Raw genomic sequence first — 19,520 nt, forward strand, 5'->3', positions numbered from 1 at the left:
ATGCGCTACCTGTTTGGTTCCGCCTCCGGCCGCGAACATCCCGTTGCGGCCCCCCGGCCCCGCAGGAACCGCGCATCATCGACCCGCTCGCCCTCCAACCGGAACCCGATGCGGCCGCCCAGCCGCCGCCGGATACATCGGGCCGCGCGCGGCGCTGGCTGGTGCTCTATCCGCGCGCGATCCCGCTGCTGATCTTCCTCGCGTTGACCGCAATCACCGCGCTCAGCGTCTTCTCGATCGAGAGCAATGCCCGCGCCCGCGAGCGCGCGCAGATGCGCGAATATGCGCAAGGGCTCGCCGCCGCGCTCGACCGCAGCGGGAGCGGCTTTACCTCCTACCTGCGCGCGGGCGCGGCGCTGTTTGCGAGCGTCGAGGAAGTCAGCCCGGACACCTTCGACAGCTTCGTGCGCGCGCTGAAGCTCAACACCGAGGATTCGGGGGCGGAGGGGATCGGCTGGATCCCGGTGCTCGAGGCGCGCGATCTGCCCGGCTTTCTCGCGCGCACCCGGGCGAGCCAGCCGGCCTATCCCGACATCTTCCCCGCGCCGGCCAAAGGCAGCACGGGCCGGGTCGCGCCGGTCGCCATGTTCGCGCCCGCTACCGCGGTGAACCGCCGGGCGCTGGGCTACGACATGTATTCCGATCCCGACCGCGCCGCCGCCATGGCCGAGGCGGAGCTCAACCTGCGCCCGGCGGCCTCGGGCCGGATCGTGCTGGTGCAGAAAACCAGCGGCACCGCACCCGCTTTTGCGATCTACATGCCGGTGTTCCGCATGGGCACCGGCCCCGAGCGGCGGCTCGCGGGTTTCGTCTACACCCCTTTCCGTGCGCGCGAATTCCTCGATGCGGCGATCGACCGCGCCGGGCAGGCCCGGTTCGGGGTGCGGCTCTACGACGGCGAGGTGGCGACCGGGCACCTGCTGGTGGCGGACACGATCGCCGATGCCGCGCGCGACACCGTGACGCAGGCAGTCACCATCGCCGATCGCAAGCTGATGCTGGTGATCGAACATGCCGACCATCGGGTGCTCTCCCCGCTGTCGATGGTGACGCTGGTGTTCGGCCTCGCGCTCGCCAGCCTGCTGATGCTGCTGGCGCGGCTGCTGACGCAGCAGGCCTTCGAGGATCAGGCGCGGCTGGCCTTCTTCGAGGAACAGCATTCGATCCGCAACTCCCTGACGCGCGAACTCAATCACCGGGTCAAGAACACGCTCGCCAATGTGCTCTCGATCCTGTCGCTGACGCGGCGCCGGGCGAGCGGGCTCGACGATTTCGCGGATTCGCTGGAGGGCCGCATCCGCGCGCTCTCGGCGACGCATGACCTCCTGACCGTGACCGATTGGGGCACGACCCCGATCCGCGCGGTGATCGAGGCCGAGCTCCAGCATTTCCGCATCGCGCTGGGCGATGCGATCCTGCTCGAGGGGCCGGAGCTGGAGCTGGCGCCCAACGACGCGCTGTCCTTCGGGCTGGCGGTGCACGAGCTCGCCACCAATGCGGCCAAGTATGGCGCGCTGAGCGTGCCGGGCGGCAAGGTCACGATCCGCTGGAGCCGGGGCCCGAAGAACGCCGCCGACCCTGCCGCCGAGACCGAGTGGGCCGAGGTCGAATGGCAGGAGACCGGCGGGCCGCCGGTGCCCGGCGAGCGCCGCCGCGGCTTCGGCACCGAGCTGATCGAAAAGGTCGTCGCCCATGAGCTGCGCCAGCCGGTGACGCTCGACTTCGCCCCGAGCGGGGTGCGCTGCGTGTTGCGCGTGCCGGTGCGCAGGCCGGCCGATTTCCGGATTAGGGAGAAGGAAGCGGATCGGCGGGTGAAGAAGCCTTGACCCTTCAGTCCCTCCCCGTCCCGAAGGGATGGGGAGGTGGGCGCGCGTCAGCGCGGTCGGGGAGGTCTTGCTTGCCGCCTTACCCTTCCGTCAGCCCTACGGGCTGCCACCTCCCCCTTCGCGGGGCGAACGGGGAGGGACTTGGCATCACAACGGCCTGGTCGATCCGAAGAACAGCGCCTGGCTGATCGCCGCGCGCACGGTCGCTTCCTGGAAGGGCTTGGTGACGAGATAGGTCGGCTCGGGCCGGTCGCCGGTCAGCAGGCGTTCGGGATAGGCGGTGATGAAGATCACCGGCATCGCGCCGACCGACAGGATGTCGTCGACCGCATCGAGCCCCGAGGAGCCGTCGGCGAGCTGGATGTCGGCGAGCACAAGCCCCGGCATGGCCTCGGCCACCGCGCTGCGCGCCTGGGTGCGGGTCGCCGCGGTGCCGCTGACCGTGTGGCCGAGGCCGGTGACGAGGTCCTCCAGCTGCATCGCGATCAGCGGCTCGTCCTCGATGATGAGCACGCTGGTGGTCTGCTCGCGCTCGATCTCGGCGATGGCCTCGGCGACGAGGGCTTCGACCTCTTGCGGGGTGCGCTCGAGGATCGCGGCGGCCTCGGGGATCGCGAAATCCTCGAGCGTGGTCAGCAGCAGCGCCTGCCGCGCCGGGGGCGTGATCGCGCCGAGGCGCGCCTGCGCCCCGGCCTCGTGCTCGCTCGCCGGATCGCCGCCCGACCCGGCCGCGCCCGAACCGCTCGCCCAGACCTTGCCGAAGGCGCGGTAGAGCGGCACGCGCCCGCCCGCCAGGCTCTCCATGAGCGCGCTGTCGGCCAGCGCGGCCTCGAGCATCTCGCGCACGAAGGCATCGCCGCTCGCCTGCGATCCGGTCAGCGCGCGGGCATAGCGCCGCAGGTACGGGAGTTGGGCCGCGATCTGGCTTCCGAGGGACATGAGGGACCTTTCGCTGGTCTTTGCAAGGCAACCGATTCATGCCCATAGCGGTTCCCTGCGCCTCCGTCGCCCCCGTCGCGCAAGGTACTGGTTCCTCGGGGTTTCCTGCGTAGTGTCCCTGGGGTCAAAAAAATTTCACGGGCGCCGGGAACCGCCCGCAAGGACGATCATTATCGTCTTGTCACCGCCGAGACCCCCCTCCCGTCCAAGCGGCTGGTGATACGATCCCGAAAGGCCTCCGTTGTTTACGCAACGGAGGCCTTTTTTCGTTTCGGCCATCTTCGGTGGGCGGGAGGCCTGCGGCGCGCGCCAGCGCGACCGCTCAACCAAGACTCCGCTCGTAGATCACATACTCTCGGTTGATCTTCGACTGGATCGTGTCGGCGATCGCCACCATCCCCTGGTTGTCCTCGAGGATCCAGCCGATCTCGCCGCGCACCGAGCCGAATTTGGTGTTCGATTCATGCCGGATTGCCTCGATCATCATGAAGGCGAGCTGGCTGGCGAGCCGGCTGTTGTGCAGCTCCTTCAGCACCCCCATCAGCGGCACCCGCATCCCCGCGCCCTTGGGGAAGCGCAGCCAGCGCAGCATCGTGATCCAGCCAAAGGGGAAGAGCTTGCCCCTGATCTTCGCCAGCGGAGCGTTCATGTCGGGCCAGGTCAGCATGAAGGCCACCGGCCGTCCGTCGACCTCGGCGATCATGTTCAGCTCCTCGAAGATCAGCGGGCGCAGCTTCTTGCCGGCATAGGCGACCTCGGCCGGGGTGAAGGGTACGAAGCCCCAATTGTCCGACCACGCATCGTTGAGAATGCCGAGGATGATCGCGACCTCGGAATCCCAGTCCTGCTTGCGCACCCGGCGCACGTTGATCCGGGCGTTCTTCTCCCCCGATTGCACGATCCGCTGCACCAGCGGCGGGAAGGGCTTCGAGATGTCGAGATCATAGGTGTAGAGCGTCTTGGCGCGGGCATATCCCGCGGCCTCGATCCAGGCGGCGTAATGCGCGGGGTGGTGGCCCATCATCACCATCGGCGCGTGATCCTGGCCCTTGACCAGCAGGCCCGGCTCCTCCCAGACCGAGAGCGAGACGGGGCCGAGCACCCGCGTCATCCCCTCGCCCGCCAGCCAGCCTTCCGCCGCGGTCAGCAGCGCGCGGGCGACGGCCTCGTTCTCGGCGTCGAAATAGCCGAAGAAGCCGGTTCCGGGGCCGAAGCCCTGCTGCGCGGGCACGGCGAGCGCCAGTTCGTCGATATGCGCCGAGATGCGCCCGACCGGCCTGCCGTCCTGTTTCGCGATGAACAGCTGCACCCGCGCGTGGCTGAAGAAGGGGTTCTTGTCCGGGTCGACCAGCTCGATCTGTTCGGAGCGGATCTGGGGCACGAAATGCGGCAGGCGTTCGGAGAAGGCGCGGCCCAGGTCGACGAAGGCGGCCCGGCCGCGCTTGTCGCTGACCGGCTCGATCACTATCTGGGGCACGTTCGCCGATACATCCGTCACGCCGCTTCCCTCGTATTTGCGGTTGATCAAGGTGTCTGTGTCGCGCCCGCGCCATTCGCGCAAGGCTATCGATCACATTGACCAACAACCCGCGTTTGGCTTGCCTCCCGATTTGGGGTAGGGCGCGCCCTAGGATCTAGCCCGAATGACCATGCACCAGCCCCTTCCCGCCGCGCCCCAGAAGGCCACCCGCGTCCAGTTCATGGCCGAGGACGACAAGGCGATGCTGCGCGCCGCGCGCGACCTGACCAAGGGGCTGGGCGAGGCGAAGCCTGCCATCTACTGGACCGACATGCTGGTCTCGGCGGGCGTCGGCTATGCCGGGATCGCGGTGGCGATCGCCGCCGGGAGCGTGGCGGTCAAGCTTGCCGCCGGGCTGGTCGCGGCGCTGGCGCTCTACCGCGCGCTGATGTTCATCCACGAGCTCACCCATATCCACCGCGACGCCCTACCGGGCTTCCGCACCGCCTGGAACCTGCTCGTCGGCATCCCGATGCTCACGCCCTCCTTCATGTATGAAGGCGTGCACGTGATCCACCACAAGCGCACCCAATACGGCACGGTGGAGGACCCCGAATACCTCCCGCTCGCGCTGATGAAGCCGTGGAGCCTGCCGCTGTTCGTGCTCGTCGCGATGCTGCTGCCGGTGGCGTTGATCCTGCGCTTCGGGGTGCTCTACCCGCTCGGCTTGGCTGTCCCGCCCTTGCGGACCTTCGTGTGGGAGCGGTTCTCGTCGCTCTCGATCAACCCCGAGTTCCGCCGCCGCGCGCCCGAGGGCGAGCTCGCCGGCCGGGTGCGCTGGCAGGAAGCGGGCGCGAGCCTGTGGGCGATGGCGCTGATCGCGTCGGTGTTCGTGTTCGGCTGGCAGCCGCTGGCGACCGCGCTCGCGATCCTCTCGCTCGCTGCGGTCTTGAACCAGCTCCGCACCCTTGTCGCCCACCTGTGGGAGAACGAGGGCGAGGCGATGACGGTGACCGCGCAGTTCCTCGATTCGGTCAACGTCCCGCCCCCGGGGATCGCCGCCGAGATCTGGGCGCCGGTGGGGCTGCGCTATCATGCGCTCCACCACCTGATGCCTTCGATGCCCTATCATGACCTCCCCGAAGCGCACCGGCGGCTTGTCCGCGAGCTCGGCACGGGTTCGACCTATGAGGGCGCGAACCATCCGGGCATGCTGACGCTGGTGGGCCGGATCGCCAGGAGCACGATGGTCAGGCGGGCGTAAGTCCGCCCCCCTCTCAATCCAGAAAACAGATCATCGCGCAGCGGCGGTCGGCGGGGAGGCCGTCGTCGACCTCGTTGGCGAGCTCGCCCGCAAGGCGCGGGTGGGCGTCCAGGGCAGTAACCTCCTCGAAGCCGAGGCGGGCGTAGAACGGGGCGTTCCAGGCGAGGTCGCGGAAGGTGGTGAGGGTCAGTGCCTTGAACCCGGTGTTGCGCGCGTCGATCTGCGCGGCCCGGATCAACCCAGACCCGATCCCGCGCCGTCCGAAGGCCGGCAGGACGTCCATCTCCCAGATGTGCAGTTCGCGGCTGAAAGGCTGGGCGAGCAGGAAACCTGCCATGGCCTCGCCCACATGGGCGACAAGACTGTGCCCCTTGCGGATCAGGCGCTGCAGGTCGGGAACCTCCCAGGTGTCGTCCGGGTCGAAGCCTTCGAGGCCCGCGCCATGGGTGAACAGCTCTGCCGCAGCGCGCTCGATCGCGGGCATGGCAGCGGCATCCTCCACCCGCGCGAGGCGGAGCGACCAGTCGCCCCCCGGCCTCACTCTTCGGTCCGGATCAGCACCGTCTCGCCGACCAGCAGGAACAGCACGAAGGGCGCCCATGCGGCGAGCAGCGGCGGGTAGCCGCCGAAGCTGCCCATCGCGAGGGCGGCGTTGTCGACCACGAAATAGGCGAACCCCAGCGCCATGCCGATGATCGCGCGCACGAACAACTGGCCCGAACGCGCGAGGCCGAATGCGGCGATCGAGCCCAGAAGTGGCATCAGCAGCGCCGAGAGCGGCCCCGACAGGCGGTGCCACCACTTGGCGCGCATCTCGTCGGTGTTGCGGCCCGCGGTCTCGTAGGCGTCGATCGATTCCTTCAGCTCCCAGAAGCTCTGCGCGTCGGGATCGACCGATTGCAGCATGATCCGCTCAGGCGAAAGATTCTGCCCCACCACCAGCGCGGCCGGGCGTTCGGTGATGGCGCCCGCCACATCGAACCTCACCGGGTTCTCGAGCCGCCAGCCCGGCCCGGCATAGACTGCGCGCGGGGCGCGGACCTGCTCGCGGATGATCCCGCCGGGGCCACGCGCATACCAGGTGACGCCGGTCAGCACGATGTTCTGTCCGGCACCGCTCAGCGTGGCGGCCGAGAGGATGTTCTCGCCATCGGTGAGGTAGATGTTGGCGCGCGGGGCTCCGGCGGCGGCGTCGGTCTCAGGGATCGGGCCGTAGTCGGCCGCCTCCCAGGCCTTGAGCGTCGCATTGGCGCGGGTGAGGATGCGCTCGTTGAAGCCGAAGCTCACCGCCGCGACCAGCACCGCGGTGAGCAGCATCGGCGCGAGCACCTGATGGGCGGAAAGCCCCGCCGCGCGCATCGCGATCACCTCGCTGTTCGCGTTCAGCGGCCAGAAGGTCAGCAGCGAGGCGAGCAGCACCGAATAGGGCAGGAAGTTCGCCACCAGCTGCGGCAGGCGCAGGCTGGCATAGCGCAGCACCTCGGCCTGCCCGTTGCCGGGGGCGGCGAGGATGTCGCCGGTCTTCGACAAGAGGTCGAGCGCCAGCAGCACCAGCACCAGCATGAACAGCACCGCGATGATCCGCACCACGAACAGCCGGGCAAGGTAGAGCGTCAGCGTGCGCGAAGGGAAGAAATCGAGCTGCATCGCGGATTACTCGGCCGGTGCCGCTTCCGGAGCGGGGCGGTAGGCGCGTGGGCGGCGGCGGGTGAACAGCTTGGCGATGCGCTTCGACAGCTTGGCGAAGGCCATCTCCAACGCCCCGATCGCCTGCCCGCCCGGGACATAGGCGACGCGGTAGAACATCCACAAAATCAGCCCCGCGAACAGCGCGAAGGGCACCCAGAAGGCGAGCATCGGATCGAGCCTCCCGAGCGCAGCCACGTCCTCGCCGTACTGGTTCACCTTGTGATAGGCGACCACCATGATGATCGAGACGAACACGCCCAAGGCGCTGGTCGAGCGCTTGGGCGGGATCGCCAGCGCCACCGCGAGCAGCGGCATCAGCAGCATCATCAGGATCTCGACCAGGCGGAAGTTGAAGCTGGCGACGCTCGCATCGCGCTGCCCTGGTGCGCTGTCGCGGCTCCAGCCCATCTGGAGGAGTTCGGGGAGGATGTATTCGCGCGTCTCGTCGCCGCGCGCGCGGAACTTCTCGATCGCGGGCAGATCGATCGGCAGGTCGTGGCGGCTGAAGCTCAGCACGCGCGGGGTCTGGCCGCGCATCCCGGTATCCTGGATGATCGTGCCTTCGGTCAGGCGCAGGATGATCGTGTCGGGATTGTCGCGCGTGGCGAGGAACGCCCCCTCGCGCGCCGAGATCGAGAGCACCTGGCCCTTTTCGTTCGCGACGCGGGCGAAGATTCCGACCAGCCGCCGCCCCTCGTCCTCGCTCGCCTCGATCCTGAGCGCCATGCGGTCGGCCAGCGTGGTGAATTCGCCGACCTTGATCGAGGCCCCGAGCGCGCCCGAGCGCAGCTCGTATTCGAGCTGTTCGTAATAGTAGCGGGAGAGCGGCTGGATGTAGAACACCAGCGCGATGTTGACCGCGACCAGCACCAGCGTGATCGCATAGGGCATGCGCAGCAGCCGGAAATAGGACATGCCCACGCCCCGCATGGTGTCGAGCTCGGAAGAGGTCGAGAGCTTCCTGAAGGCCAGCAGCACGCCGAGCAGCAGCCCGAGCGGGATCGCGAGGCTGGCATATTCGGGGATCAGCGCGCCGAGCATCTTGAACACCACACCCACCGGGCCGCCTTCGACCGCGACGAAATCGAACAGCCGCAGCATCTTGTCGAGCATCAGCAGCGAGGCCGCGAGCGCGAAGACGCCCAGCATCGGCACGATCGTGAGCCGCAGGATGTAGCGATCGATGGCGGGGATGAGGTTGAACAAGGCGCTTGGGGTCCGTCGTTTGCGCGAGGGCAGGATTGCCCTAGCTGCTTCGCGCGGGCGCGTCATGCCCCCAATTGCTATGAAAGCGCAGACCCGGGCGGTGATCTACCAGAAGCGGCTGTTCGGGATGCCCTTGAACGGCCCCGCCTCGCGCGAGGTCACCCAGCCGCCGTAGAAACCTCCGGGCTGGGGGAAGACCTTTTCGCCGTCGATGGTGATGTCGTCGAAGGGGGCGGCGTAAAAGGCGATGTGCCCCGCGATCGGCTCGAAGCCGCGTGCGGGCGCCGGGTAGGACCAGCCCGCGCCCACCAGCCGCGCATCGCCCACGATCACGTCCCAGTAGCGCGCCATCCCCTTCCATTCGCACAGCGAACTTCCGGCATTGGGCACGAGGCGCTCCATCGCGATGTCGGCCTGGGGGATGTAGTAGGTCGGCGGATGCGAGGTTTCAAGCGTCCGCCACGCGGCGCGGGTGTCGGCCAGCACCACACCGCGGTGGAGGATGCGGATATGGCGCGCGGTCGGCTCGGCGCGGGGCGGGCGGGGGTAGTCCCACACGCTCTCCTGCCCGGGGCGCACCGGATCGGGCACGGGGTGGTGCGGCTGCCTCACGCGCTGGTCACGCCCGCTTGAGCCTCACGCCTTTTCCAGCGTGCACTGGAGCGGATGCTGGTTCTGGCGGGCGAAGTCCATCACCTGGTTCACCTTGGTCTCGGCGACCTCGTAGGTGAAGATCCCGCACACCCCGACACCGCGCTGGTGGACGTGGAGCATCACGCGGGTGGCCTGTTCCAGATCCATCCCGAAGAAGCGCTTCAGCACGAGCACCACGAATTCCATCGGGGTGTAATCGTCGTTGAGCATCAGCACCTTGTACTGGCTGGGCTTCTTGGGCTTGGCGCGGGTCTTGGTGGCGACGCCGACCTGGCCTTGTCCGCCGCCGTCCTTCCCGTCGTCCTCGTCCTCGGCGCGCACGCGAGGCAGCTGCGACAAGGGCAGCTTCGCCGGTGCGACGTGATCGAGAAGGCGCGGATGCAGCATGCGGCTCCATTATGGGATTCGCTGGGCGAGGTGCAAGCGATTGCGTTGGAATTGTTTGGGGCGCAGCGCGCCGAAAAAAGGCCCGAGCAAGCCGTGCTTGCTCGGGCCAGCGCCTTGCGGCGCGCTCTCGTGGGCCGGGTTGGGAGAGAGAGGAGAGAGGCCCGGCCGGAGAATTCGTGTGCTTACGCGGCGGTCTTCACCTTCTCGACCGCGACGCTGACGCGGTTCGAGATCGGGGCGAAGGCGTCGTTGTAGAGCTTCACCCAGGCTTCGGTGCGCTTCGAGCCGTAGGAGACCAGCGCGTCGAAGTTGCGACGGGCGATCTCGCCCTGAAGCTGCATGAGCTCGGTCGGCGACTTGACGGCGGCGACCTTCTTGGCGTCTTCGGTGACGGTCTCGATCACGGTCTTGCCGGTCTCGACATTGTCCTTGAGCAGTTCCTGCGCGCCGGTGAAGAAGATCTTGCCGCTTTCGACGACGGCTTCGACGTTCGCCTTGGTGAATTCGGTCGCTTCGGCGGTGAGCTCGGCGCTCTTGGCGTAGGCGGTCTTGGCGCGCGCCTGGAGGTCGGCGACGACGTTCTTGGCGGTGGCGGTGATGTCGGCGTTGTTGGCAGTGGCCATGATGGTATCCTTGAGCTTGATGACGGGGTTGGTCTTGGGCGCGGCGGCCGGCTTCTCAGCCTTCTTGGCCAGCACGGGCTTCCTGACCGGGAGCTTGGTTGCGGCAGTCTTGGTTTTGGCGGCCGTCTTCTTGACGGTCTTGGCAGCAGCCTTCTTCGCCGGGGCCGCCTTCTTGGCGACCGGGGCGGCCTGGGGTGCGGCGGGGGTCTTGGCAGCGGGCGCGGCCTTCACAACCTTGGCAGCGGGAGCGGCCGCGACCGGCTTGGCAACCGGAGCAACCTTGGCGGCAGCTTCGGCATAGGCCTTCTCGGCAGCGGCATCGATCTTGGCGACCGGCGCGGCCTTGGGCGCAGCTTCGGTCTTCACTTCACCAGCGGTATTTTCAACTTCGGACATGGCGACCTCGCTTCATGTTGCACTGCACAAAATAGTGAATGCGAATGCGAAGTCAAGCACTTTTGTGCAGTGCACAAAAATGATGGAAACTCATAGTTTCCAGACACTTCATGCGTGCTGGTGCAAAATGGCGCGCAGGCGCGTGCCGACTCAGCGCGTCTTCACATAGCGCCCGGGCGCGTCCTCGATCACGCGGTCGCCCTTACCGCCCGGCACCCGCTTGCCTTCGGCGGGCACGCGGGCGTCGGATTGCTTGTGCAGCCATTTCAGCCAATGCGGCCACCAGCTGCCCGGATGCTCGGTCGCGCCCGCGACGAAGTCCTTGAGGCTGGGTGCATGGCTGTCGCCGACCCAGTACTGGTACTTGCCTGCAGCGGGCGGATTGACCACGCCCGCGATATGCCCCGAGCCCGCCAGCAGGAACTCGACCGGCCCGGTGAAGTGCTTCGTGATGCGCCACACGCTCTCGGCGGGCGCGATGTGATCCTCGCGCCCGGCTTGCACGAAGCTCGGGGTGGCGACCTTCGTCAGGTCGATCGGCGTCCCGTCGGCCTCCAGCGCATCGGGCACCACCAGCTTGTTGTCGCGGTAGAGGTCGCGCAGATAGGCATTGTGCCACTTGGAGGGCAGGTTGGTGACGTCGCCGTTCCAGTGGAGCAGGTCGAAGGCCGGGTAATCCTCGCCCAGCAGGTAGTTGTTGACGACGTAGTTCCAGATCAGGTCGCGCCCGCGCAATGCATTGAAGGTCGCGGCGAGATAGCGCCCGTCGAGATAGCCCTGCGGTGAGAGTTGCCCGATCATCTCGAGCTGGCCTTCGTCGATGAAGTGCTTGAGGTCGCCGCTCTTCTCGAAATCGACCTGCGCGGTGAAGAAGGTCGCGCTCTTGACCTTGTCCGCCGCGCCGCGCCGCGCCAGCACTGCCAGCGTTGCCGCCAGCGTCGTCCCCGCCACGCAATAGCCGATGGTGTGGACGGCGGGCACATCGAGCCGCGCGCGCACATGCTCGATCGCCTCGATCTGGGCGCGGATGTAATCGTCCCACACCACGTCTGCCATGGTCTCGTCGGCGCTCTTCCAGCTGACCACGAACACCGTGATCCCCTGATCGACCGCCCACTTGATGAAGCTCTTCTTCGGGGTGAGGTCCAGGATGTAGAAGCGGTTGATCCACGGCGGGAAGATCACCAGCGGCACCTCGAGCACTTCCCCGGTCGAGGGCGAATACTGGATCAGCTGGTAGAGCGGCGTCTCATGCACCACCTTGCCGGGGCTCGCGGCGAGGTTCTCGCCGAGGCGGAAGGCGTTGGGATCGGTGTGGGTCAGCTGCCCGCGCTTCAGATCATTGACGAGATGCTGCATCCCGCGGACCAGGTTGGCGCCCTTGGTCTCCATCGTGCGCTTGAGCACCACGGGGTTCAAGGCGAGGAAATTGTCCGGGCTCATCGCCTCGGCAAGCGCCGTCACTGCGAATTCGAGCTGCTGGCGCTTGGGTCTATCGAGCCCGTCCATGCTTTTCACCGCATTGCGGAAATAGTCGGCGAGCATCAGGTAGGTCTGGTGCAGCAGCAGGAAGGCGGGGTGTTCACGCCACGCCGGATCGGCGAAGCGGCGGTCCGATTTGGGGAGCGCGGCAGCCTCCGGCGCCTCGGCGGTCTTTCCCCCCGACGCGCCTGCGGCGAAGCTCTGCATCACCCCCGACCACAGCTTCACCTGGTCCTGCGCGAGCCGGGCCGAGGCCTCGAACATCCCCTTGGGCATCTGCCCGAGCATTGCCTGTGACATCACCAGCCATTGTGCCGGATCGAGCATGTTGGTGCCTGTGGCCGCCTTTTCCGCCGCGGCCTTGGCCTGGTGGGTCGCGAAATCGAGCCAAAGCTGCTGGAGCTGCGCGGCGGTGGCGGCCCATTCGGCCATGTCGCCCGGCTCGATGCCGGGGGGAATCGCCGAATCGGGCGCGCCGCCCGCCATCATCCCGCGCAGGCTTTCGGCCTGCATGTCGAAGAAGCCCTTCAGGCTCTCGCCGGCCACCGCCAGAGGGTCCTTGTCCTGTGCCATCGCTGCCAAACCGTCCCTTCATCGCCGCGCACCGGCGATAGTGCCGTTTATCGGGCACCATCGCAACTTTCCGAAAAGCGCCCTTCCCACGATCCGAACCTTTGGCCTAGGAGGGGCGCTGCGGCGCCTCTTCTATGCCGCACAAGACAAGGTGATGACCTGCCATGAATGACCAGTTCTATCGCATGAAGCGGATGCCTCCGTATGTGATCGCGGAGGTCAACGCCATGCGCCATGCAGCCCGTCTGGCCGGGCAGGACATCATCGACCTCGGCATGGGCAATCCCGACCAGCCCCCGCCCCAGCACGTGATCGACAAGCTGTGCGAGGTGGCGGCCAAGCCCGACGCACATGGCTATTCGCAGTCCAAGGGCATCCCGGGCCTGCGCCGCGCGCAGGCTGGCTATTATGCGCGCCGCTTCGGGGTCGAGCTCGATCCCGAGAGCGAGGTGGTGGTGACGATGGGCTCGAAGGAGGGCCTGTCGAGCCTCGCCACCGCGATCATCGCGCCGGGCGACGTGGTGCTTGCGCCCAACCCCTCCTACCCGATCCACACCTTCGGCTTCATCATCGCGGGCGCGACGATCCGTTCGGTGCCGACCACGCCCGACGAACATTACTGGGAATCGCTCGACCGGGCGATGAACTACACCGTGCCGCGTCCCTCGGTGCTGGTGGTGAGCTATCCCTCCAACCCCACGGCCGAGACGGTCGAGCTGCCGTTCTACGAGCGGCTGGTGGCCTGGGCGAAGGAGAATCAGGTCTGGATTGTCTCCGATCTGGCCTATTCCGAGCTTTATTTCGATGGCAAGCCGACCCGCTCGATCATGGAAGTGCCCGGCGCCAAGGACGTCGCGATCGAATTCACCTCGATGTCGAAGACCTATTCGATGGCGGGCTGGCGGATGGGCTTTGCGGTCGGCAACAAGCAGCTGATCGCGGCGCTGACGCGGGTGAAGTCCTACCTCGATTACGGCGCCTTCACCCCGATCCAGGCCGCGGCCTGCGCGGCATTGAACGGGCCGCAGGACATCATCGAGGCGAATCGCGAGCTCTATCACCGCCGCCGCGACGTGATGGTCGAGGCCTTCGGGCGCGCGGGGTGGGACATTCCGCCGCCACCCGCCTCGATGTTCGCCTGGGCCCCGCTGCCGCCGGCGCTCAAGTCGATGGGCAGCCTCGAATTCTCCAAGCAGCTCCTGACCCAGGCGCAGGTCGCCGTCGCGCCCGGCGTCGGCTATGGCGAGAATGGCGAGGGCTTCGTGCGGATCGCGATGGTCGAGAACGAGCAGCGCCTGCGCCAGGCGGCGCGCAACATCAAGCGCTACCTCCAGTCAGTGGGCGTTAACAGTTCCGCAGCCTAAGCCGTTCGCAGACCGTCAGGACAATCTCGTCCAAAACGGGAGAAATCCTGTCCGGTTTGCGTTAGTTTGCGCGTAACATGGGATGAAGTTCGCAAGGAGTTGGCAATGGCGTCCGGAGCCGCAAAGCGGCTGACCGACAGACAGCGCGCCGTCATGGAACGGATCGACCGGCGCGTCCCGATCAAGGTGATCGCGACCGAGCTCGGGGTGTCCGAGACCCGGATAAACCAGCACATCTGCGCGCTGAAGGACTTCTACGATGCCGCCAGCCTTGGCGAGCTGGTCGAGAACTACCGCGCCACGCTCAGTCCCGAAGCAGCCGAGGCAGCAGCGGAAAACGACCTCGGCACAATTGCGGATGGAGGTTTGCTGAAGCCCTTCAGCGAACCTGCATACACAAATTCTCAGATTAACGCGGCAGTCGATCTGGCTGAATTCGGTGGCCGGGATGATCCGGGCCGCCTGGTCCTCAGCGATGCACTGCCTCTCACAGAACAGGCACCATGGCTGAAACCGGGCGAGCCGCGGGTGGTCCCCGGAGTGCTCGATGGTGAGCATGCCGTCCTGATGCGACTGGGGGCGATCGTCGGGATCGCCGCAGGCATCCTGGCATCGGTGATCCTGGTGATCACGGCCGCGATGACCCTGAGCCAGGCAACGGAAGGCAAGGCTTATCTCTCCGTGGAAACCGAGGCCGCTGCCGGGTGAGCGCCGGCGGGGCAGGAGACCGACGATGGAAGATCGTATTGTCGCTGACGCACGCGATCTCAAGAAGCTGATCCGTGAAGCCGAAGCCCTTGCCGACGAAGCGATCATCGCTATGGCACGGCTCAAGCAGGCCATGCTCGCCGCCCGGCAGAACCCGATGGTCGAAGTCTCGACGGGCCAGCGCGCGCTGGTGCGGCTGACCGAGGCCGAAAGCCAGGCGCTGTCGATGTCGACCAACCTGCTGCGGGTGCATGACGAGCTCAGCAAGGTCGCCCGAGTTCACGCCGGAGGCGACGAGGGCCTGCCCACCAAGGTCCCGTCGGCCGAAGTCGAGCCGCCCCAGGTCCTCGGCATGGCGGAAGAGCTTGCCGCCTGATGGCCGAACTGCTCGATTTTCTGAACTTGTATCGGGCCCCCACCCAGCACATCCTCGCCATCTTGCTCGCAGGAGCAATGTGGCGCTGGGGCGGGGCGCCCGAACGCTGGCTGGGCGCCGCCTTCGTCCTGACGATGGTGGCGTCGGTCTATGTGCTGCGATGGTTTGCCCCGCTCCGCTCGCTCGACGATCCGACCTTGAAGTACCGCCTGATCGTCGATGTGGTGGCGGCCGCCGCCTTTGTCGCCATCGCGCTCAAAGCCAACCGCAATTATCCCTTGTGGATCGCCGGATTCCAGCTGGTCGCGCTCGGGGCCTATCTGGTCAAAACCATTGCCCCGGATGTCTCGCAGCTGGCGCTGGTCATCCTGATCGTCGGCCCGTCCTATTGCCAGCTGCTGGTGCTGCTTGCCGGCTTCATTCGCCACGTCCGGCGCGAGCGCCGCTTCGGGCCCTATCGCGACTGGCGCATCACGCCTCCTGCCATCGGAGGGCTGGCCGCATGATGCCGGCCTGTTCCCTGTCGCCCTCTGCCGCCGCCACGGTGTGCCGATGCTGATGCAGGCCCTTGCCCGCAGCGGCGTGAGCGCGCTCTCGCAGGATCAGCGCACGGCGGCGATGATCGCCTATCTGCGCAGCCTCGTCCTCGCCCCGCCCGCCCAGTACGAGCGCGGGCATGCGATCTTCCTCGACGCGCACAGCGCCTGGCTCGGCGATGCACCCTGCGGGATCGGCACGATGACGACGCTCGCGATCCGGATGCGCGCGCTGCTCGGCGAGGCGCTGCGCCACGAAGCGGCCGGCATCATCCTTCCGCACAGCCACCCTTCCGGCCACTGCCGCCCGAGCGGCTGCGACATCGCTACCACCCGCCGCCTCGCCAGCGTCGCGCGGGCGCTGGAGATCACGCTGATCGATCACCTGATCTTCACCACCGACGCGGTCTATTCGATGCGCGCAGGAGGCCTGCTGTGAACGCGCCGCTGCCCACGGATCACTTCCCTTGCAACGACATGCCCGGTCCGCGCTTCCGCGAGGCAGGCGAGATGGTGCTCGATCAGTTCCACCGCGACGGGCGGATCGATGCCCAGTGGCTCGGCCTCCACCCGCGCGAATTCGCGCTGCTGTGGCGGCTCGCCGCGCAGCCGGGCGAGCGCCTGTGCGACCAGCAGCTGCGCACCGAAGCCTTCCGCATCTCGCAGGGGCCCGGGCCGGAGGGCATCATTGCCGACATCGCGCGCCTGCGCGGCAAGCTTGCCGCGGCCGGCGCGGGTCACCTCATCTGCACCGATGGCGATGGCCGCTACTTCCTCGAAGTGCCCCCCGATCACGGCCTCTCGCGCTTCGCTGCAGGGTGAGGCGGGGCTCCGGACGGGGGCCTATGGACACCGTGGGGTGGATCGGTCAATCTTGGCCCAGACACGAACCCCGAGGGATCCGCCTGACATGTCCGCCACCACCCCCGCAACCACCATTGCCAATGACCGCGTCTCCATCGTGCTGGGCGAGGACGGCGTCGCGGACGTCCGCTTCGTGCGCGCGGAGAAGATGAACGCGCTCGATCCCGAGATGTTCGAACGCATTATCGAGGCCGGTCACGCGCTCCAGCGGATGAAGGGCCTGCGCGCGGTGGTGCTTTCGGGCGAGGGCCGGGCGTTCTGCGCCGGGCTCGACCTGTCGAACTTCGCACGCAAGCCGGCCGAGGACGAGCCCCCCCTGACCGAGCGCACCTATGGCAACGCCAACCGCCCGCAGCAGGTGGCGATGCAGTGGCGGAAGCTCCCCGTGCCGGTGATCGCCGCGATCCACGGGGTGTGCTTCGGCGGGGGGCTCCAGATCGCGAGCGGCGCGGACATCCGCATCGTCCATCCCGAAACGCGGCTTGCGATCATGGAGATGAAGTGGGGCCTCGTCCCCGACATGGGCGGCTATGTGCTGTGGCGCGGGCTGGTGCGCGACGACGTTCTGCGTGAGCTCGTCTACACCAACCGCGAATTCAACGGCGCCGAGGCACAGGCGCTGGGCCTTGCGACCCATGTCGATGACAACCCCCGCGACCGGGCCTTTGCCATCGCCCGCCAGATCGCGCTCAAGAACCCGCACGCTATCCGTGCCGCCAAGCGGCTCCAGGCCGGGATGTGGGAGCAGGACACCAATGCAATCCTGATGGAGGAAAGCATCGAGCAGCACGGCATCATGCGCAGCCGCAACCAGGTCGAGGCGGTGATGGCCGAGATGGAGCGCAGGAAGCCGAACTTCGAGGACCTCTAGCGCGCCCCGCCCGTGGTGATCCCGGCGCTGTCCGCCGGGGTTTCTACCGGCGCATCACGCTCGACCCGCTCGGAGTAGCGATCGACGAGGCTTTCGGCGTGGGGCCGCAACAGCACGGTGAAGCGCACCAGCTCCTCCATCACGTCGACGATCCGGTCGTAATAGGCCGACGGCTTCATCCGTCCGTCCTCGTGGAACTCCATATAGGCCTTGGCGACCGAGGACTGGTTGGGGATGGTGAACATCCGCATCCAGCGCCCGAGGATGCGCAGGGTGTTGACGGTGTTGAAGCTCTGCGATCCGGCATTGACCTGCATCACCGCCAGTGTGCGCCCCTGCGTCGGGCGCAGGCCCTTGTAGGCGAGCGGCAGGTGATCGATCTGCGCCTTCATGATGCCGGTGATCGTGCCGTGGCGCTCGGGACTGCACCACACCTGCGCCTCGGACCACAAGGAATGCTCGCGCAGTTCGTGCACCGCGGGGTGATCGTCGAAGGGGTGCTGGTCGGGCGACGGCAGGTCGGCAGGGTCGAAGATCCGCGTTTCGCAGCCGAAGAATTGCAGCAGCCGCGCCGCCTCCTCCACCGCAAGGCGGGAGAAGGACCGTTCGCGCAGCGATCCGTAGAGCAGCAGCACCCGCGGCGGCGGGTCCATCGGCCCGAGGCCGAGCGCGGGGCGGGCGTGGGCGTATTCGGGCTTGAGTGCGGGCAGGTGCGCCGGATCGGGCAGGGCGCGAAGGCGGGTGAATTGACTCATGCGGGGCTATCCGGGAAACGGGCGCGGGTGCGGTTGGCGAAGGCCACCAGCGAGAGCATCACCGGCACCTCGACCAGCACGCCGACGACAGTGGCGAGCGCCGCGCCGCTCGACAGGCCGAACAGGCCGATCGCGACCGCCACCGCCAGCTCGAAGAAGTTCGAGGTGCCGATCAGCGCGCAGGGCGCGGCAATCGCGTGGGGCACGCGCCACGCCCAGGCCCAGGCATAGGCGGCCGCGAAGATGCCGTAGGACTGGATGATGATCGGCACCGCGATCAGCGCGATCAGCAGCGGATTGGCAAGGATCGTGCCCGCCTGGAAGGCGAACAGCAGTACCACCGTTGCCAAGAGGCCGATGATCGACCACGGCTTCAACCGCGCGGTGAACGCATCGATCGCCGCCGCCTCGCCGCCGCGCGCCGCGATCACCCTCGCGCGCGTCCACGCGCCCGCCGCCAGCGGGATCACCACGTAGAGCACCACCGACAGCAGCAGCGTCTCCCACGGCACGACGATGTCGGTCACCCCCAGCAGCAGCGCGACGATCGGCGCGAAGGCGACGATCATCACGAGGTCGTTGGCCGCCACCTGCACCAGCGTGTAGGCGGGGTCGCCGCGGGTCATCTGCGACCAGACGAACACCATCGCGGTGCAGGGGGCCGCGCCGAGCAGGATCAGCCCGGCGATGTATTCCTGCGCGTCGGCACGCGGCAGCAGGCCCGCATAGAGGTAGTCGAAGAACAGCACGCCCAAGGCCGCCATGGTGAAGGGCTTGATCAGCCAGTTGACCACCAGCGTGATCACCAGCCCCTTGGGCCGCTTGCCGATGTCGCGGATGCTGGCGAAGTCGACCCCGACCATCATCGGGAAGATCATCGCCCAGATCAGCACCGCGACGACGAGATTGACCGAGGCATATTCGAGCCCCGCCAGCACGCCGACCGCATCCGGCGCGGCAATGCCCAGCGCGAGCCCGGCCAGAATGGCAAGCAGCACCCAGACCGAAAGGTAACGCTCGAACAGGCCGAGCGGGGAGGCGGCGGCGCTCATGCCGCGCCCTCCATCGCGCCGATCTCGGCAAGCGCGGCCTGCCACGCGGCCTTGTCCAGCGCCGTCCGGTCGAGCGCAAGGAAGGCCCGGACCCGCATCTCGAGCAGCCGCCAGGTTTCCTCGAAGGCGGCGTCCACCTCCGCCTCGCTGCCGGTCACGTCGGCCGGATCGGGCAGGCCCCAATGGGCCTTCAATGGGCTGCCGAGGAACACCGGGCATGTCTCGCCCGCCGCATTGCCGCACACGGTGATCGCAAGGTCGATGGCCGGGGCATCGGGGCCGGTGAATTCGTTCCAGCTCTTGGAGCGGAAAGCGGCGGTGTCGATCCCGCGCCGCGCAAGCAGCCGGAGCGCGCCCGGATGGACCGCGCCCTTGGGCTTGCTCCCCGCGCTGAAGGCGGTGACCCGCCCCGCGCCGAGACGGCCAAGGATCGCCTCGCCAAGGATCGATCGGGCGGAATTGCCCGTGCACAGCACCAGAATGTTCATGTGTCGCC

At 67.5% G+C, this 19,520-nt stretch carries 21 protein-coding genes; 9 read left to right on the forward strand and 12 right to left on the reverse strand.

Features of this window, described 5'->3' with window-relative positions; all coding sequences use genetic code 11:
• Window positions 1–161 precede the first annotated feature (161 nt).
• Window positions 162–1,826 carry a CHASE domain-containing protein gene (locus AX692_RS05425; protein WP_330997321.1) on the forward strand — a complete coding sequence of 555 codons (1,665 nt, stop codon included), beginning with the start codon at window positions 162–164 and terminating at the stop codon, window positions 1,824–1,826.
• Window positions 1,827–1,973: 147 nt separating this feature from the next.
• Here AX692_RS05425 and AX692_RS05430 read toward each other — a convergent pair whose 3' ends face one another.
• On the reverse strand, window positions 1,974–2,765 hold the full coding sequence (locus AX692_RS05430) for a response regulator (protein WP_073975946.1): 792 nt from the start codon (window positions 2,763–2,765) through the stop codon (window positions 1,974–1,976).
• Between the two features lie 322 nt (window positions 2,766–3,087).
• Complete coding sequence (locus AX692_RS05435) at window positions 3,088–4,293, reverse strand: N-acetyltransferase (RefSeq protein ID WP_230959513.1); 1,206 nt, start codon at window positions 4,291–4,293, stop codon at window positions 3,088–3,090.
• Window positions 4,294–4,408: 115 nt separating this feature from the next.
• Between AX692_RS05435 and AX692_RS05440 the strand changes: the two genes are divergently transcribed.
• Window positions 4,409–5,488, forward strand: a complete 1,080-nt coding sequence (locus tag AX692_RS05440; RefSeq protein WP_073975947.1) for a fatty acid desaturase family protein — start codon at window positions 4,409–4,411, stop codon at window positions 5,486–5,488.
• A 13-nt stretch (window positions 5,489–5,501) separates the two neighbouring features.
• Here the strand turns inward: AX692_RS05440 and AX692_RS05445 are convergent, their stop codons facing one another.
• The 7 genes from AX692_RS05445 to AX692_RS05475 all read right to left on the reverse strand — a co-directional run bounded on the left by AX692_RS05445 (window position 5,502) and on the right by AX692_RS05475 (window position 12,498).
• Entirely contained in the window at window positions 5,502–6,029 is a 528-nt protein-coding gene (locus AX692_RS05445; RefSeq protein ID WP_230959512.1) for a GNAT family N-acetyltransferase, read from the reverse strand.
• Entirely contained in the window at window positions 6,026–7,135 is a 1,110-nt protein-coding gene (lptG, locus tag AX692_RS05450) for an LPS export ABC transporter permease LptG (RefSeq protein ID WP_073975948.1), read from the reverse strand. The genes AX692_RS05445 and lptG overlap by 4 nt, the downstream gene beginning before the upstream one ends.
• Before the next feature lie 6 nt (window positions 7,136–7,141).
• Window positions 7,142–8,383, reverse strand: coding sequence for an LptF/LptG family permease (locus AX692_RS05455; RefSeq protein ID WP_081095155.1), 1,242 nt, complete (start codon window positions 8,381–8,383; stop codon window positions 7,142–7,144).
• 105 nt (window positions 8,384–8,488) lie between these two features.
• On the reverse strand, window positions 8,489–8,995 hold the full coding sequence (locus tag AX692_RS05460; RefSeq protein WP_073975949.1) for a DUF427 domain-containing protein: 507 nt from the start codon (window positions 8,993–8,995) through the stop codon (window positions 8,489–8,491).
• 24 nt (window positions 8,996–9,019) lie between these two features.
• Window positions 9,020–9,358, reverse strand: coding sequence for an ATP-dependent Clp protease adapter ClpS (gene clpS, locus AX692_RS05465; RefSeq protein ID WP_073976985.1), 339 nt, complete (start codon window positions 9,356–9,358; stop codon window positions 9,020–9,022).
• Between the two features lie 248 nt (window positions 9,359–9,606).
• Window positions 9,607–10,443, reverse strand: coding sequence for a phasin family protein (locus tag AX692_RS05470; RefSeq protein WP_073973376.1), 837 nt, complete (start codon window positions 10,441–10,443; stop codon window positions 9,607–9,609).
• A 150-nt stretch (window positions 10,444–10,593) separates the two neighbouring features.
• Complete coding sequence (locus AX692_RS05475; RefSeq protein ID WP_073973377.1) at window positions 10,594–12,498, reverse strand: PHA/PHB synthase family protein; 1,905 nt, start codon at window positions 12,496–12,498, stop codon at window positions 10,594–10,596.
• Between the two features lie 164 nt (window positions 12,499–12,662).
• Between AX692_RS05475 and AX692_RS05480 the strand changes: the two genes are divergently transcribed.
• The 7 genes from AX692_RS05480 (at window position 12,663) to AX692_RS05510 (ending at window position 17,217) form a co-directional block, all read left to right on the forward strand.
• Window positions 12,663–13,862: an LL-diaminopimelate aminotransferase gene (locus AX692_RS05480; protein ID WP_073973378.1), complete on the forward strand. Its 1,200-nt coding sequence runs from the start codon at window positions 12,663–12,665 to the stop codon at window positions 13,860–13,862.
• A 105-nt stretch (window positions 13,863–13,967) separates the two neighbouring features.
• The gene (locus AX692_RS05485) at window positions 13,968–14,570 is read left to right on the forward strand and encodes a hypothetical protein (protein ID WP_073973379.1); all 603 of its coding nucleotides are present in this window, start codon (window positions 13,968–13,970) and stop codon (window positions 14,568–14,570) included.
• Between the two features lie 25 nt (window positions 14,571–14,595).
• Entirely contained in the window at window positions 14,596–14,946 is a 351-nt protein-coding gene (locus tag AX692_RS05490; protein WP_073973380.1) for a hypothetical protein, read from the forward strand.
• The gene (locus tag AX692_RS05495; RefSeq protein ID WP_073973381.1) at window positions 14,946–15,452 is read left to right on the forward strand and encodes a hypothetical protein; all 507 of its coding nucleotides are present in this window, start codon (window positions 14,946–14,948) and stop codon (window positions 15,450–15,452) included. Before AX692_RS05490 ends, AX692_RS05495 begins: the two co-directional genes overlap by 1 nt.
• A 46-nt stretch (window positions 15,453–15,498) precedes the next feature.
• Window positions 15,499–15,921 (forward strand): JAB domain-containing protein, encoded by a 423-nt coding sequence (locus AX692_RS05500; RefSeq protein WP_073973382.1) that lies wholly within the window; start codon window positions 15,499–15,501, stop codon window positions 15,919–15,921.
• Between the two features lie 38 nt (window positions 15,922–15,959).
• Complete coding sequence (locus AX692_RS05505; RefSeq protein WP_073976983.1) at window positions 15,960–16,304, forward strand: hypothetical protein; 345 nt, start codon at window positions 15,960–15,962, stop codon at window positions 16,302–16,304.
• Between the two features lie 88 nt (window positions 16,305–16,392).
• Window positions 16,393–17,217 (forward strand): crotonase/enoyl-CoA hydratase family protein, encoded by an 825-nt coding sequence (locus AX692_RS05510; protein ID WP_073973384.1) that lies wholly within the window; start codon window positions 16,393–16,395, stop codon window positions 17,215–17,217.
• Here AX692_RS05510 and arsH read toward each other — a convergent pair.
• The 3 genes from arsH to AX692_RS05525 are packed head-to-tail and all read right to left on the reverse strand — an operon-like array spanning window position 17,214 to window position 19,512.
• Window positions 17,214–17,972, reverse strand: coding sequence for an arsenical resistance protein ArsH (gene arsH / locus AX692_RS05515; protein WP_073973385.1), 759 nt, complete (start codon window positions 17,970–17,972; stop codon window positions 17,214–17,216). The genes AX692_RS05510 and arsH overlap by 4 nt on opposite strands.
• The gene (gene arsB / locus AX692_RS05520) at window positions 17,969–19,024 is read right to left on the reverse strand and encodes an ACR3 family arsenite efflux transporter (RefSeq protein ID WP_073973386.1); all 1,056 of its coding nucleotides are present in this window, start codon (window positions 19,022–19,024) and stop codon (window positions 17,969–17,971) included. Before arsB ends, arsH begins: the two co-directional genes overlap by 4 nt.
• Window positions 19,021–19,512: an arsenate reductase ArsC gene (locus AX692_RS05525; protein ID WP_073973387.1), complete on the reverse strand. Its 492-nt coding sequence runs from the start codon at window positions 19,510–19,512 to the stop codon at window positions 19,021–19,023. Before AX692_RS05525 ends, arsB begins: the two co-directional genes overlap by 4 nt.
• Window positions 19,513–19,520 lie beyond the last annotated feature (8 nt).

The sequence above is a fragment of the Erythrobacter donghaensis genome (assembly GCF_001557325.1).
GTDB classification, from domain to species: Bacteria; Pseudomonadota; Alphaproteobacteria; order Sphingomonadales; family Sphingomonadaceae; genus Erythrobacter; species Erythrobacter donghaensis_B.

What these genes read in the sequence shown, in the direction of transcription:
- AX692_RS05480 (WP_073973378.1), top strand. Translation starts at nt 12,663, where the DNA reads ATGAATGACCAGTTCTATCGCATGAAGCGGATGCCTCCGTATGTGATC.
- AX692_RS05475 (WP_073973377.1), bottom strand. Translation starts at nt 12,498, where the DNA reads ATGGCACAGGACAAGGACCCTCTGGCGGTGGCCGGCGAGAGCCTGAAG.
- AX692_RS05430 (WP_073975946.1), bottom strand. Translation starts at nt 2,765, where the DNA reads ATGTCCCTCGGAAGCCAGATCGCGGCCCAACTCCCGTACCTGCGGCGC.
- AX692_RS05525 (WP_073973387.1), bottom strand. Translation starts at nt 19,512, where the DNA reads ATGAACATTCTGGTGCTGTGCACGGGCAATTCCGCCCGATCGATCCTT.
- AX692_RS05495 (WP_073973381.1), top strand. Translation starts at nt 14,946, where the DNA reads ATGGCCGAACTGCTCGATTTTCTGAACTTGTATCGGGCCCCCACCCAG.
- lptG (WP_073975948.1), bottom strand. Translation starts at nt 7,135, where the DNA reads ATGCAGCTCGATTTCTTCCCTTCGCGCACGCTGACGCTCTACCTTGCC.
- AX692_RS05470 (WP_073973376.1), bottom strand. Translation starts at nt 10,443, where the DNA reads ATGTCCGAAGTTGAAAATACCGCTGGTGAAGTGAAGACCGAAGCTGCG.
- AX692_RS05510 (WP_073973384.1), top strand. Translation starts at nt 16,393, where the DNA reads ATGTCCGCCACCACCCCCGCAACCACCATTGCCAATGACCGCGTCTCC.
- arsH (WP_073973385.1), bottom strand. Translation starts at nt 17,972, where the DNA reads ATGAGTCAATTCACCCGCCTTCGCGCCCTGCCCGATCCGGCGCACCTG.
- arsB (WP_073973386.1), bottom strand. Translation starts at nt 19,024, where the DNA reads ATGAGCGCCGCCGCCTCCCCGCTCGGCCTGTTCGAGCGTTACCTTTCG.
- AX692_RS05490 (WP_073973380.1), top strand. Translation starts at nt 14,596, where the DNA reads ATGGAAGATCGTATTGTCGCTGACGCACGCGATCTCAAGAAGCTGATC.
- AX692_RS05505 (WP_073976983.1), top strand. Translation starts at nt 15,960, where the DNA reads ATGCCCGGTCCGCGCTTCCGCGAGGCAGGCGAGATGGTGCTCGATCAG.
- AX692_RS05500 (WP_073973382.1), top strand. Translation starts at nt 15,499, where the DNA reads ATGCTGATGCAGGCCCTTGCCCGCAGCGGCGTGAGCGCGCTCTCGCAG.
- AX692_RS05440 (WP_073975947.1), top strand. Translation starts at nt 4,409, where the DNA reads ATGACCATGCACCAGCCCCTTCCCGCCGCGCCCCAGAAGGCCACCCGC.
- AX692_RS05485 (WP_073973379.1), top strand. Translation starts at nt 13,968, where the DNA reads ATGGCGTCCGGAGCCGCAAAGCGGCTGACCGACAGACAGCGCGCCGTC.